Origin of the sequence: Burkholderia territorii (genome assembly GCF_001718335.1) — a bacterium.
Lineage (GTDB): Bacteria > Pseudomonadota > Gammaproteobacteria > Burkholderiales > Burkholderiaceae > Burkholderia > Burkholderia territorii.
Genome location: NZ_CP013365.1, coordinates 2080334 through 2093437 on the forward strand (window position 1 = coordinate 2080334; position 13104 = coordinate 2093437).

General features: G+C 67.8%; 12 protein-coding genes. 6 read left to right on the forward strand and 6 right to left on the reverse strand.

The annotated features are described in order from the left end of the window. Nucleotides 1-36: 36 nt before the first annotated feature. On the forward strand, nt 37-1500 hold the full coding sequence (locus WS51_RS09205) for a mannitol dehydrogenase family protein (protein ID WP_069228987.1): 1464 nt from the start codon (nt 37-39) through the stop codon (nt 1498-1500). Between the two features lie 133 nt (nt 1501-1633). Beyond that, nucleotides 1634-2917 carry an MFS transporter gene (locus tag WS51_RS09210; protein ID WP_069229174.1) on the forward strand — a complete coding sequence of 428 codons (1284 nt, stop codon included), beginning with the start codon at nt 1634-1636 and terminating at the stop codon, nt 2915-2917. A gap of 295 nt (nt 2918-3212) precedes the next feature. Here the strand turns inward: WS51_RS09210 and WS51_RS09215 are convergent, their stop codons facing one another. The 3 genes from WS51_RS09215 to WS51_RS09220 form a co-directional block, all read right to left on the reverse strand. Beyond that, entirely contained in the window at nt 3213-5135 is a 1923-nt protein-coding gene (locus WS51_RS09215; RefSeq protein WP_069228988.1) for an SMP-30/gluconolactonase/LRE family protein, read from the reverse strand. 357 nt (nt 5136-5492) lie between these two features. Beyond that, the gene (locus WS51_RS32025; protein WP_155773575.1) at nt 5493-5753 is read right to left on the reverse strand and encodes a hypothetical protein; all 261 of its coding nucleotides are present in this window, start codon (nt 5751-5753) and stop codon (nt 5493-5495) included. A gap of 67 nt (nt 5754-5820) precedes the next feature. After that, nucleotides 5821-7014, reverse strand: a complete 1194-nt coding sequence (locus WS51_RS09220) for a porin (RefSeq protein ID WP_069228989.1) — start codon at nt 7012-7014, stop codon at nt 5821-5823. A gap of 314 nt (nt 7015-7328) precedes the next feature. On the opposite strand from WS51_RS09220, the gene WS51_RS09225 reads away from it, so the two are divergent. The 3 genes from WS51_RS09225 to WS51_RS09235 all read left to right on the forward strand — a co-directional run bounded on the left by WS51_RS09225 (nt 7329) and on the right by WS51_RS09235 (nt 9370). Then, the gene (locus WS51_RS09225; protein ID WP_059942884.1) at nt 7329-7961 is read left to right on the forward strand and encodes a LysE family translocator; all 633 of its coding nucleotides are present in this window, start codon (nt 7329-7331) and stop codon (nt 7959-7961) included. A gap of 42 nt (nt 7962-8003) precedes the next feature. Next, nucleotides 8004-8540 (forward strand): GNAT family N-acetyltransferase, encoded by a 537-nt coding sequence (locus WS51_RS09230; protein WP_059543541.1) that lies wholly within the window; start codon nt 8004-8006, stop codon nt 8538-8540. Between the two features lie 95 nt (nt 8541-8635). Next, a complete protein-coding gene (locus WS51_RS09235) occupies nt 8636-9370 on the forward strand; it encodes a metallophosphoesterase family protein (protein WP_069228990.1) in 735 nt (244 codons plus the stop codon). Between the two features lie 91 nt (nt 9371-9461). Here WS51_RS09235 and WS51_RS09240 read toward each other — a convergent pair whose 3' ends face one another. After that, nucleotides 9462-10784 (reverse strand): ATP-binding protein, encoded by a 1323-nt coding sequence (locus WS51_RS09240; protein WP_059501753.1) that lies wholly within the window; start codon nt 10782-10784, stop codon nt 9462-9464. After that, the gene (locus tag WS51_RS09245; protein ID WP_059447123.1) at nt 10781-11521 is read right to left on the reverse strand and encodes a response regulator; all 741 of its coding nucleotides are present in this window, start codon (nt 11519-11521) and stop codon (nt 10781-10783) included. The genes WS51_RS09240 and WS51_RS09245 overlap by 4 nt, the downstream gene beginning before the upstream one ends. Before the next feature lie 228 nt (nt 11522-11749). On the opposite strand from WS51_RS09245, the gene WS51_RS09250 reads away from it, so the two are divergent. After that, nucleotides 11750-12322: a thioredoxin family protein gene (locus WS51_RS09250; protein ID WP_069228991.1), complete on the forward strand. Its 573-nt coding sequence runs from the start codon at nt 11750-11752 to the stop codon at nt 12320-12322. Between the two features lie 49 nt (nt 12323-12371). Here WS51_RS09250 and WS51_RS09255 read toward each other — a convergent pair whose 3' ends face one another. Then, a complete protein-coding gene (locus WS51_RS09255) occupies nt 12372-13010 on the reverse strand; it encodes an FMN-binding negative transcriptional regulator (protein WP_059501749.1) in 639 nt (212 codons plus the stop codon). Nucleotides 13011-13104 lie beyond the last annotated feature (94 nt).

Here is a 13104-nt window from a genome sequence, read left to right on the forward strand (position 1 = left end):
TCACCATCTACCATGGTACAAACGTCATCAACCGCCATGCCATCCGCCCCCGATTTCCTGCGCACCGCGCCGCCCGACACGCGCCGCCCCGGTTATGACCGGCGGGCCGTCCGCACCGGCATCGTCCATCTCGGCCTCGGCGCGTTCCATCGCGCGCACCAGGCGCTGTATACGGACGCGGTGCTTGAACAGGGCGACCTTCGCTGGGGAATCGTGGGCGTCGAGTTGCGGCGGCGTCATACCGTCGACCTGCTGGCCGCGCAGGATCATCTGTATACGGTGACCGAACGCGACGGCGACGGCGCGCGCACGCGCATCGTCGGCGCGGTGCACGGCGCGCTGTTCGCGCCCGAATCGCTGCCGGCACTGCTGGCGCTGATCGCCGATCCGGCCGTGTCGATCGTCAGCCTGACCGTCACCGAAAAAGGCTATTGCCGCCGCCCCGGCGGCGGCCTCGATGCCGACGATCCCGCAATTCGCCAGGATCTCGCGACGCCCGACGCGCCACGCACCGCGCTCGGCGTGATCGCGGCCGGCCTGCGTCTGCGGCCGGCCCATGCGCCGCTGACCGTCGTCTGCTGCGACAACATGACGTCGAACGGCGACACGCTGCGCGCGTTGCTGATCGACTACGCGGAACGCATCGACCGCGCACTCGCGCGACGCATTCGCGATGACGTCGCCTTCCCGAACAGCATGGTCGACCGAATCGTCCCGGCCGCGACGCCCGAATCGCTCGACTGGGCGCACGCGCGTCTCGGCGCGCGCGATGCGGCCGCGATCGTCTGCGAGCCGTTCTGGCAATGGGTGATCGAGGATCGCTTCGCCGGCCCGCGCCCGCGCTGGGAAGACGCCGGCGCGCATCTCGTCGGCGACGTGCGGCCCTATGAAACGATGAAGCTGCGCCTGCTGAACGGCTCGCATTCGGCGATCGCGTACGCGGGGCAGTTGCGCGGTCGCGCGACGGTGTCCGACGCGATGGCCGATCCGGCGATCGCGGCACTCGTCGACGGCGTCATGACGCGCGACCTGCTCGCGACCGTCGACGTGCCGTCCGGCTACGACGCGCCCGGCTATTGCGCGACGCTCGTGCAGCGCTTTCGCAATCCGACGCTCGCCCATCGCACCGAACAGATCTCGATGGACGGCACGCAGAAGGTGCCGCTGCGCTGGCTGCCCGCGCTTCGCGAAAGCGCGGCGGCCGGTGCCGAACGACCGTACCTGGAACGCGCGCTCGCGCTGTGGTTGCACTACCTGGCCACCGCGCAAGACGAATCGGGCCGACCGCTCACGATCGGCGATCCGGGCGCGGCCGCGCTCGGCGCAACGTTGTCAGCGGCCGGCGATGCCGCCGGCGCGGTGCGTGCCGCACTCGGCAGCGCCATGCTCGCCGGCTCGGCGGCATGGCCCGATGCGTTGATCGCGCGCGTCGGCGCGCATCTGTCGACGCTGCGCGCGGGCGGCACCGACGCGCTGCTCGCGCCATTGCAGACGCGCTGAGCGAGCGCCTGCGGGATCGCGGCAATCGACGCGACCCGGGCAATGTCCTTGCCCGCCGAGGTCCGCGATGACGCGGCGAACGATCGACAAGACGAAACATGACGGCCGGCCCACCGGCACGAAGGAGACGGAGATGAAGCAGAAGTCGCAGGCGTGGTTCACGGTATTCCTGCTGTTCCTGGTGTACGGCATCAACTATCTCGACCGCGTCGCGCTGTCGATCGTCGCGCCGATCGTGCAGACCGATCTCGGCATCGACGCCGCGCGGATGGGCCTCGTGTTCAGTACGTTCTTCATCGGCTACGCACTGTTCAATTTCATCGGCGGGCTCGCGTCCGACCGGCTCGGGCCGAAGCTCGTGTATGTGCTGTCGGTCGGGCTGTGGTCGGTGTTCTGCGGGATGACCGCGCTCACCGTCGGCTTCGTGAGCCTGCTGATCGTGCGGCTGCTGTTCGGCATGGCCGAAGGGCCGCTGTGCTCGGCCGCGAACAAGATGGTCAACAACTGGCTGCCGCGCGACGCCGCCGCCACCGCGATGGGTCTTCTCAGTGCCGGCTCCCCGCTCGGCGGCGCGATTGCCGGGCCGATCGTCGGCCTGCTGGCCGCGCAATTCGGCTGGCGGCCGGCGTTCTGGATCGTGTGCGCGATCGGGCTCATGTGGGTCGTCGTGTGGATGGTGTCGACGTCGGATCGTCCGGCCACGCCGGTCGGCGATGCACGGCATGCGCCCGCGACAATGCTTGCCCACGCCCCGGCCGCCGTCGGCACGGCAACGCCCGCGCATCCGCTGTCGCACTATGTGCGCCAGCCGCGCATCCTCGCGACGGCCGCAGCGTTCTTCAGCTACAACTACGTGCTGTTCTTCTTCCTGAGCTGGTTCCCGAGCTACCTCGTGCGCGCGCACCATCTGAACATCAAGGAGATGAGCATCGCCACCGTCGTGCCCTGGCTCGTCGGCACCGTCGGCCTCGCGTGCGGCGGCGCGATCTCGGATGCGCTGTACCGGCTCACCGGCAACCTGCTGCTGTCGCGCCGGATCGTGCTCGTCACCTGCCTGCTCGGCGCCGGCGCGTGCGTGGCCGTCGCGGGCGCCGTGCAGTCGACGCAAGGCGCGGTCGCGCTGATGTCGGTATCGCTGTTCTTCCTGTACGTGACGGGCGCGATCTACTGGGCGATCGTGCAGGACGTCGTGCATCCGGCGCGCGTCGGCGGCGTCAGCGGCTTCCTGCATTGCATGGGCAGCCTGTCCGGCGTGATCGGGCCGGCCGTGACCGGTTTCATCGTCGAGCGCAGCGGCTCGTTCGCGTCCGCGTTCGTGCTGGCCGGCGCGATCGCACTGGCGGGCGCGGTACTGGCCTGCGTGTTCGTGCGCAACGCACGGCCGTCGGAAGTGCTGCACGAACGCGCCGCGCACTGATTGTTACGGCTGACGAAGGCCGCGTGATGCTGGCACGAGTCGGCGTCGCGCGGCCCTGTCGTTTGCGCCCATCGTCGGATCGTCGAATATCGCCCGTCCGATATCGCGATTTCCGCTGTCGATCGCGCGCCCCGCGACCTTCATCGACACGCCACGAGCGCCCGCGCAACCCGCGCCTCACCGGCTCGGTGCGGCGCATGCGCGCGCAATTCCACGACACGTCCGATTCGACGGACGGGCGCGAAGTGAACGGCCATGTGAAGTCGAGCTGGCTCATGCAGCGCGGCATGCCCGCTCACGGATGCCAGCGATACACGACGAGGCTCGACCCGTTGTAGTTGTCCTTCGTGATCACGTATTCGCCGGTCGAGCGCAGGTACGCACGGATGCCATACATCGAGTCGACGTCGTTGCCGACGTCCATCGCCGACGTGTTCGAGTTCGTCAGCGTGGTCACGAGGCTGCCGGTGTTCAGGTCGAACACGTCGACGTTCGGCACCGTGTGCACGTAGCCGACGAACAGGTAGTGGCCGGCCGCCGCGATCGATTTCGGATTCGCGCTCGTCAGATCGATCGCGACGTTCGGCGTGGTCGTGTTGCCGGCCTTCCAGCCGCGATAGACCTCGATGTGCCCGTTCATCGCGGTCCAGTCCCAGGTCCCCGCGATGCCCTGCGCGAGGATCATCGTGTCGCTGTCCGCCTGATAGATGATTCGCGTGAGCGGCAGCGCGGTGCGCGGAATCGGGATCTGCACCGGCTTGCCCCATGTCGGTTTCCCGGTCGCGTCGAAACCCGTCATCGGATAGTGCGAAATGTTGTTGGTGCGATCGAGGCCGGCCCACACGTCGCCGTTGTCGTCGAGCGCGAAACCGGCCGTCACCTGCAGGGTCGTGTTGAACGGCTTGCCGGGAATCGAGCCGTCCGGAATCGCGATGTAGCCGCTCGCCGCGGTGAAGTGATAGATGTTGTAGTTGCCCGGGTTCTGCCCGGTCGCGACGAGCATCCGCGTGCCGTTCACCAGCGCGAGCTGGCCGAAATGCTGGCCGCGCTGGTAGTCGTTCATGTCGAGCCGCGGGTCCTTCGGATAGCTGAACGGATCGATCGTGTTCGCGACGAACGTGCCGCCCGCGGTGCCGGTGTACACGTTGTTGCCGCTGTAGAAGAACGCGCCGTCGGTCACCGGATCGGGCGCGGCGGCACCTTCGAAGTTCAGCGCCTGCAGTTTCCATTGCAGCGCACCCGTCGGGCTGTACGAATGAAGATCGGTGCTGCCGTTGCGCCCGAGATCCCAGCCGCCGCCCCATGCGTTGTTCAGCACGTACAGGTTGCCGGCCGCGTCCTTGCCGATGCCCGCGACGCGCGTGAAACGCTTGTCGCCGACCTGCCCCTTGATGCCCGAGGTCGTGTCGAGATACCCGCCCTGCACGCCGAACGTGCCGATCTGCACGGGCTGCCCCACGAGCGTGTAGATCTTGATGTTCATGTCGGGGCCTTCGTCGCCCACCAGCAACTGGCCGCTCGGCGCATCGAAATACAGCGACGCCGGCCGCGCACGGGCCGCCATCTGGATCGTGCTCATCGCCGTGCCGGTCGGACTGAACTGCGCGACGACGCCCGCGCTCTTGCGCGCGACCCACAGGTTGCCGGCCGCGTCGAGCGCCAGCGCGCCGGGGCCCGACACGCCGATGTCGCGCTGCCACACGCCGTCCGTCGTGTAGACGCGTACGCGGTTGCCGTAGAAATCACTCGCGTACAGCAGGTTACCGGCCGTCGCGAGGCCCGTGATCACATCCGCGTACTGGATGCCCGTCCACGTGCTGACGGGAATGCGCAGGTCGCGCTGGTTCGTGCTGCGGTTGTAGCGGCCGACCGACCCGCTGCCGAACGTGCGGTTGTAGCCGAGCGCGACGAACAGCGAATTCGCGTTGCCGGTGATCGCGCCACCCTGGAATTCGTCGTGGATGCCGATCGTGCCGAGCGTCTGCCCGTTCTGGTAGATCGCCACGCCGCCCGCGTTCTCGTCCCAGCGCGACGCCGTGTAGATCACGCCTTCGGGCGCGACCCATAGTGAGCGCGCACCGTTGCCGACGTGCGCGGCGAGCGTGCCGAACGTGTTCGCGAGCCAGTCGGTCGTGTATTGCACTTGCGCGTGACCGGCCGGCGCCAGCATTGCCATGCACAATCCAAGCAATGCCGCACGAATTTGTTTCGATAACATGAACGATGCTCCCGGACGATCTCTTTTGGATACTCTAATTCGCCGCGTATGAAATATTGGTGATTTTTTCAAAAACATGTTCAATTGCGCTGCGAATTTTTCATTTCACTCTTTTACCGCGTGACGTTGATTTGCTTGACAAGCATTGCTTCGGATACTGCATCGCCCCTCCTCGTCTGACCGTGCTGTCGTCACTCTCGATCCCCGGCACTTTATTCCGGATCACCCAATGCGAATGCGTCATTTTTTCTGATTCACGCGCAATGAATTTCCATTTCCGGAAAATCGACTCAATGATTACAAATCGAAATTAAAATGAAAGAGAAAAAATAATGTCCGAGCCCGCGCATTGCCAGCTCAAATCGTGAATATATGAAACGAGGCAATGCGCGGCGCAATGCCGTTGCCGATGAAGATGCGACGAGGACAAGGATCGAGATGTACCGCGCGTGCGGCGACGAGCGACGCGGACAGCGCCGATGAGGAAGGCCGCGCGACGGCCGGCCGTGCAGCCGGCTCGGATCGGCTCGCATTGTCGGGCGACGGGCCGTCCAGGCCATCGAGCGCCTTGGGCAGCGCTCGACGACGTCGCTTGCGCGCTGCCGGAGGAACCGGCATCGATACGCAGCACGCGACTCAACCGGCGGCCCGCGTCACGCGCAGGCCGCCGATCGCGCACGTGACGTCAGAACTTCTGGCGCAGGCCGAGGCTCACAATCACCTGCGACCGCGAGTCGGACGAGTGGCCATTGGCCTTGTCCGACACCGATGCGGTCGCGGCCACCGGACGACCGAGCGCGTCGAGCGTCGTGCCGGACGCATGCTGGTACGCGCCGAGCAGGTACACGCTGGTGCGCTTCGACAGGTCGTAGACCGCGCCGAGCGTGACGTTGTGATACTGCGCGCGGTTGTCGATGCCGTCGACGTCGCTGCCGCGCGTGTAGCTGTAGCCCGCGAACAGTTGCGTCTGCGGCTGCACGTTCCAGCGCGTGAACACGCCCGCGACGTTGAAGGTCGCATGACCGTTGAACAGCGACTGGGCACCGCTGCGGTACTGCACGTTGCTGTAGTTCACGCCGACCACGGCCGGGCCGAAGTCGTACGTCGCGCCGGTCGCGATGATCTGCTGCGACTGCGCGCTCGCATAGCCTTCGTTGATCGACGAGTTGAACAGGCCGTCGTCGGTGCTCTGCCACTTGCCGGCCGTCGGGTCGGTCGCGCCCGTCTTGCTGTTGTCCGAACGCTCGTAGCCGACGCCCACGCGCAGCGGCCCCGCCGCGTAGGCCGCGCCGACGCTCCACGTGTTGCGCTGCTTCATGCTGCCCGGCTGGCCGCCGAAGCCGTACAGCGCGCCGAACGTGAAGCCCGCGTAGTTCGCGCTCGTGTACTTGATCGAGCTGTCGACGCGCGCGGTCTGGTCGAGATCGTCGATGTCGCCCGGGTGCGCGCCGAAACCGCCGATGAACGACGACGGGCCGACCGGGCTCACGAAGTCGTCGAGCGACGTGTACTGGCGGCCGAGCGTGACCGTGCCGTAACGGGTGCTGCCGACGCCGACGAAGGCCTGCCGGCCGAACTGGCGGCCGCCCTGGCCCGACGTGCCGTTGGTGATGTCGAAGCCGTTCTCGAGCACGAACAGCGCGCGCATCCCGCCGCCGAGATCCTCGGAACCCTTGATGCCCCAGCGGCTGCCGGACAGGTTGCCGGTGGTCAGGCCGACGTTCGAATGCCCCGTGTAGGCGCCCGGCGAGCCGACCCGTTCATTGCTGCGATAGGTCACGCCGGCGTCGACGATGCCGTACAGCGTGACGGAGCTTTGCGCGGATGCGATGCCCGCGAGCGAAAGCAGCAGCGGAGCTGCGATCAGTTGCTTGTTCATGGTTTTTAGTGTCTCCGGGCGGTGAACCCGTTGTTCTATGCGAGTAGCGTGTGCGGCCGGGAGATCCGCCGGCATGCGAGGCCGGCAGCGTCCGCACACGGGAACGCGCGCGTGCGACACGCGCGCGCGACGTCGCGGCGAGCGTGCCCGCCACGGCCGCCATGGTAGTTGGAACCGGTTCCGATCGACAGCGCAATAATGAAAACAATTTCTTGCCGGAATCGAGATAATCGGCTGCGCAGCGAACACCGCTGTACAGCGCGACGACGCGCACCCGATAATCGGGCACCCGCCTTCCACAGGGAGCCTCCGGCATGCATCAAACGACCCTGCTGATCTTCGCCGCCGTCGCGTTCGTCGGCATCGCGACACCCGGCCCGACCGTGCTGCTCGCGCTGACCAACGGCTCGCGCTACGGTGTGCGCCGCGCGGCGTACGGCTTCGCCGGCGCGATGCTGTCCGACTTCGTGCTGATCGTCGCGGTCGCGCTCGGCCTCGGCGCGCTGCTGATCGCGTCGGCATTCTGGTTCTCCGTGGTGAAATGGCTGGGCGCCGCCTATCTCGCGTATGTCGGCATCCGGCTGCTCACGTCGAAGGGCTCGCTCGACGTCGCCGTCGCGCATGACGGCACGACGCACGGACGCAACGCATCGATCTTCGCGAAGAGCTTCCTGACCGCGGTGACGAATCCCAAGGGCTATCTGTTCTTCTCCGCCTTCCTGCCGCAGTTCCTCGATCCGTCCGCGCCGCTCGCGCCGCAATATGTCGCACTCGCGGTCACGTTCGCGCTGCTCGACGGGGCCGTGATGTTCGGCTACGCGCTGCTGGGCGCTCGCGCGGTGCAGTTGCTGAAGCGCTCGGGCGCGCTGTGGCTCGAACGCACGTGCGGCGCGATGCTGATCGCACTCGCCGGTTCGCTCGCGCTGTACCGGCGTCATGCCGCGTAGGCGCGTCGGCATGCGCGCCGCATCGTGCGTGCCGGGCGAGCGATGAGGATCGCCGCGCCGCCCCGCTCCGGTTTCCCCGGCGTGTCGCTCCGGCAGCTCGAACGCGCGGATCTCGACGCGTGGTACGCGTACCTGTCGCAACATGACGTCGTCCGCCACACGAGCTGGAACCTCCATGCGCGCGACGAGCTGCTGCCGCTGTTCGACGGCATCGAGTCGACGCATCCGGATTCGATCCGCCGCCTTGCAATCGTCGACGACGCGTCCGGCGCCCTGGCGGGGACCATCGGACTCCATACGGTGTCCAGCGCAAACCGCTCGGCCGAGATCGCGTTCGACCTCGCACCGTCGCATTGGGGGCGCGGCATCGCGAGCGCGCTGTGCGCGAGCGTCACCGCGTGGGCGTTCGCCGAAGGTGGCTTCATGCGCATCCAGGGTGTCGTGCTGACCGGCAACGCCGGCTCGGCGCGCGTCCTGCAGAAATGCGGCTACCGCTACGAAGGGTTGTTGCGCGCGTACCGGATGGTGCGCGGCGTACCGGGCGATTTCGCGATGTACGCGCGCCTCGCGACCGACTGAAACCCGCCGCGTCGCGCGTATCGCGCCAGCGACGCGATTGGACGATCCGCGCCGAATTCGCGACAATCGCGATTCCCCGCCTCGACTGACCCGCCATGAAAATCGCCGCGCTGTCCGACATCCACGGCAACCTCGCCGCGCTCGACGCGGTGCTCGACGACGTGCGCCGCCGCGGCGCCGACGTGATCGTCAACCTCGGCGATATCGTGTCGGGCGCGCTCCATCCGGCCGACACGGCCGACCGCCTGATCGCGCTCGACCTGCCGACCATCAAGGGCAATCACGAACGGCAACTGTTGACCGGCGATCGCGACACGATGCGGCTGTCGGACCGCTGGGCGCACGACACGCTGCGCGACGACCATCGCGCATGGATCGCCGCGCTGCCCGAACGCCTGACGCTCGGCGACGACGTGCTGATGGTGCACGGCACGCCCGCGAGCGACCTCGACTATTTCCTCGAAACGGTGACGCCTGACGGCTGCCGCGCGGCAACGCCGGATGAAATCGCGCAGCGCGCGAGCGACGCGACGGCGTCGCTGATCTTGTGCGGTCATACGCATGTGCCGCGCATCGCGAAGCTCGACGACGGCCGTGTGATCGTCAACCCGGGCAGCGTCGGGCTGCAGGCGTACATGGACGATCTTCCGCATCCGCACAAGATCGAAACCGGTTCGCCGCATGCGCGCTACGCGATGGTGTCGCGCACGCCGGCCGGCTGGCACGCCGAGTTCCATGCCGTCGAATACGACTGGCATACGGCCGCCGCCACCGCGGCATCGCGCGGCCGCGACGACTGGACCGTCGCGCTGCGCACCGGCCGCTGCTGACACGGCATCGCCTTGCGCTCACCGCGCGTCGTTCCCCGGATACCGATTCGCCGCACGCGTTCGATCGCGACCGAGCGTCCTGCCCGGCGCATCACGCAACGTTCGCCAACGTCAGCCGCGCTTCGAGCCCGCCGCCGTCCGGCCGGTTGCGCAACGTGAGCGTGCCGCCCATCGCAAGCGCAAGTTGACGCGCGATCGCAAGGCCGAGCCCCGTGCCGCCCGTCTCGCGATTGCGTGACGTCTCTACGCGCCGGAACGGCTCGAACACCGCGTCGAGCTGATCGTCCGGAATGCCGGGCCCGCGATCGAGCACTGCAATGACGGCCCCGCCGCCCGGAGCCGCCCGCACGTCGATCTCGGCCGCGCCTGCGAACTTCAGCGCGTTGTCGACGAGGTTGCCGACGATCCGGCGCAGCGCCTTCGGCCGCGTGACGAGCGCGAGCGGCCCGCCGCTGTGCAGCGCGACGTCCTGCCCCGCATCCGTGTAGTCGCACACGATGCTGTCGAGCAGCGCATCGAGATCGATGCGGCGCGCGGCCTCCTCCGTGCCGTGCAGCGTGCGCGCATACGCGACGCCTTCCTTCACCAGATGCTCCATCTCGAGCAGGTCCTGGCGCAGCTTCGCGCCCTGCGTGTCGTCGTCCATCACGTCCACGCGCAACCGCATCCGCGTGATCGGCGTCTGCAGGTCGTGCGAGATCGACGCGAGAATCTGCATGCGCTCGGCCATGTATTGTGCGATGCGGTCCTGCATCGCATTGAACGCGCGGGCCGCGCGCGCGACTTCGGACGGGCCGTCCTCGCTCAGGCGTTCGCCCTTCAGGTCGGGGCCGAGCGCGTCGGCCGCCTGCGCGAGCTGTTTCAGCGGCCGCGTCGCGAGCCGCACCGCGAGCCAGCAGCACGCGGCCAGCACGGCGAGCTGCAGCGCGAGCACGACGGGCAGCCAGCCCGACAGCGGCACCGTCGACATCGGATGGATGTCGATCGTCAGCGGCGAGCCGTCGGTCAGGCGCAGATGCACCTGAAGATGCTCGCGATCGCCGGGCAGCGCGTTCGCGGTCAGCGGGTAATCGCCGCCGATGCCGTCCGAGATCGAGCGCTCGACGCGCGCCGAGAGCCGCGCTTCCGGCGGCGTGCCCGTCTCGCCCGGCCCGAGGATGAACGCGTAGCTGCGCCGCGCGAGACGCGGCAGCCACGCGGCGCGCTGGTCGGGCGGCAGGTGGTCGAGCAGCGCGACCGAGCTCGCGACCTCGCGCTCGATGTAGCCCATCATCAGGTTGGTGGTCGCCTGGTCGCGCTCGGTCACGGTGAGCCAGAACGACAGCGTCTGCGCGAGCGCGAGGCCCACGCACAGGATCAGCGCGAGCCGTGCGAACAGCGAGCGCGGCCAGTGCCACGGCGTGCGCGCGCTCATGCGTCGCCTTCGACCGCGGTCACCGCCGACGAGAACACGTAGCCCTCGTTGCGCAGCGTCTTGATGTAGCGCGGCTCGCGCGCGCCGTCGCGCAGACGCTGCCGCAGCCGGCTCACGAGCAGGTCGATCGACCGGTCGAACGGGTCGGACTGCCGGCCCTGCGTGAGATTGAGCAACTGGTCGCGCGTCAGCACGCGCTGCGGATTGTCGAGAAACACGCGCAGCAGCCGGTACTCGGCGCCGCTCAACGCAACCAGCGTGCCTTCGGTGTCGAGCAGGTGACGCCCCGTCGTGTCGAGCCGCCATTCGCCGAACGCGAGCATCGCGGCCGTCTCCGTCACCTGCATGCCGGGCGGCAGCATGCGCGCGCGGCGCAATACCGAACGGATCCGCGCAAGCAGTTCGCGCACCGCGAACGGCTTCGCGAGATAGTCGTCGGCGCCCATCTCGAGGCCGATGATGCGGTCGGTTTCCTCGCCGCGGGCCGTCAGCATCAGCACCGGCACCGTCCGGAACTTGCCCGCGCGCAGGTCGCGGCAAAGCGTGAGGCCATCCTCGCCGGGCATCATCAGATCGAGCACGATCAGGTCGGGCGCGCCATCGTCGAGCACGTTGCGCATCTCGCGGCCGTTCGCCGCGAGCGACACGCGCATGCCGTTCTTCTCCAGATAGTCCGCGATCAGTTCGCGGATCGCGCGATCGTCGTCGACGATCAATACGTGGTCGATCTTGTCCATGAGTCGGTGTCGTTGGCGTGATGTTCCGGCTGGCGATGTCCGCCTTTATACCGCACCGCGGGCGCGCGTTTGTATCCCAATGTATCGCGCCGCCGTGACGACACACAACATTGCACACGCGCGGCTTGCCGGACACACCGCAGATACGTCGGCGCGGCCCAATGACGACTGTCGAAACCTGTCCGGCCGATGCATTCGCGCGGTGGCCGGCCGAACCGGAGAACCGCCATGCTGCCCAGATTCAGGACCGCCGCCCTCGTGATCGCCCTCGCCGCCACGGCCGGGCTCGCCGCCTTCGCCGGCACCCGCGACGACGCGGGCCCGACCGCGTCGCTGGCCGGCATGCAGGCGCCCGACTTCGCCGGCATCGAGCGCTGGCACAACAGCGCGCCGCTCAAGCTCGACCAGTTGCGCGGCAAGGTCGTGCTGGTCGACTTCTGGACGTACTCGTGCATCAACTGCATTCATACGATTCCGTACGTGAACGACTGGTACCGGAAGTATCGCGACCAAGGGCTCGTGGTGGTCGGCGTGCATACGCCCGAGTATCCGTTCGAGCGCGATGCGAAGAACGTCGCCGATGCGGTCAAGCGCTTCGGTATCCAGTACCCGGTCGCGCAGGACAACCGCTACGACACGTGGCGCGCGTACGGGAACCAGTATTGGCCCGCGCTGTACCTGATCGATGCGAATGGGAAAGTCGTCTATACGCGGTATGGCGAGGGCGGGTATGACAAGACGGAAGCGGCGATCCGGGGGGCGCTGGCGCAGGCGTCGCAGGGAGCGACGCGCACGCAGTAGCGTGCGCCGGCCGAGGGCGCGGCATGCGCCCGCTGCGATTCACCGCGACTCACTTCCGCTTCGCATCCGCCTCCGCCAGCATCGCCTCCCCGATCGCGAGATTCCCGTCCGCAATCAGCGCATCGCCCGCGCCTCGAATATCGTCGACCGCCTTGTTCTGCCCGAGCTTGCGCTTGCCGACGAGCCGCGTGATTTCGATCTGCAACCCGACGATCGACTGCAGCATCGTGTCGAGATAGTCCTTCGGCGCGTCGGCCATCTTCCACGGCACCGGCTGCGACGCCTCGTGCGTGCGCGTCAGCCGCGCCACCACGCCACGCACGAACTTCTCGTCGTCGCGCACCGTGATGCGCCCGTGCGCATGCACGACCACGTAATTCCACGTCGGCACCTGCCGATGCGCGGCGTGCTTGCTCGGGTACCAGTTCGGCGAAATGTACGCGTCCCCGGCGCGGAAGATCACGAGCACCTCGTCGCCGTTCGCGACCTCCTGCCACACAGGATTCGCGCGCGCGACGTGCGCATGCAGCTCGCCGAGGCCGCCATCGACCGGCAGCCACTCGAACGGCAGGTGGCTCGCATCGAGCCCGCTCTTGCCGTGCGTGACCAGCGTGCCGAACGGATGACCGACGATCAGTTCGCGCAGCGTGTCGGGGCGGGATTCGGCGAATTCGGCAGGCACATACATGGCGGCTCCACGGCTGGACAGGGTTCGGACGAAACGGGCCGGAACCGGCCCGTCATGCGCGGATTGTGACCGCTAACTGGTTTATGCTGTAGAG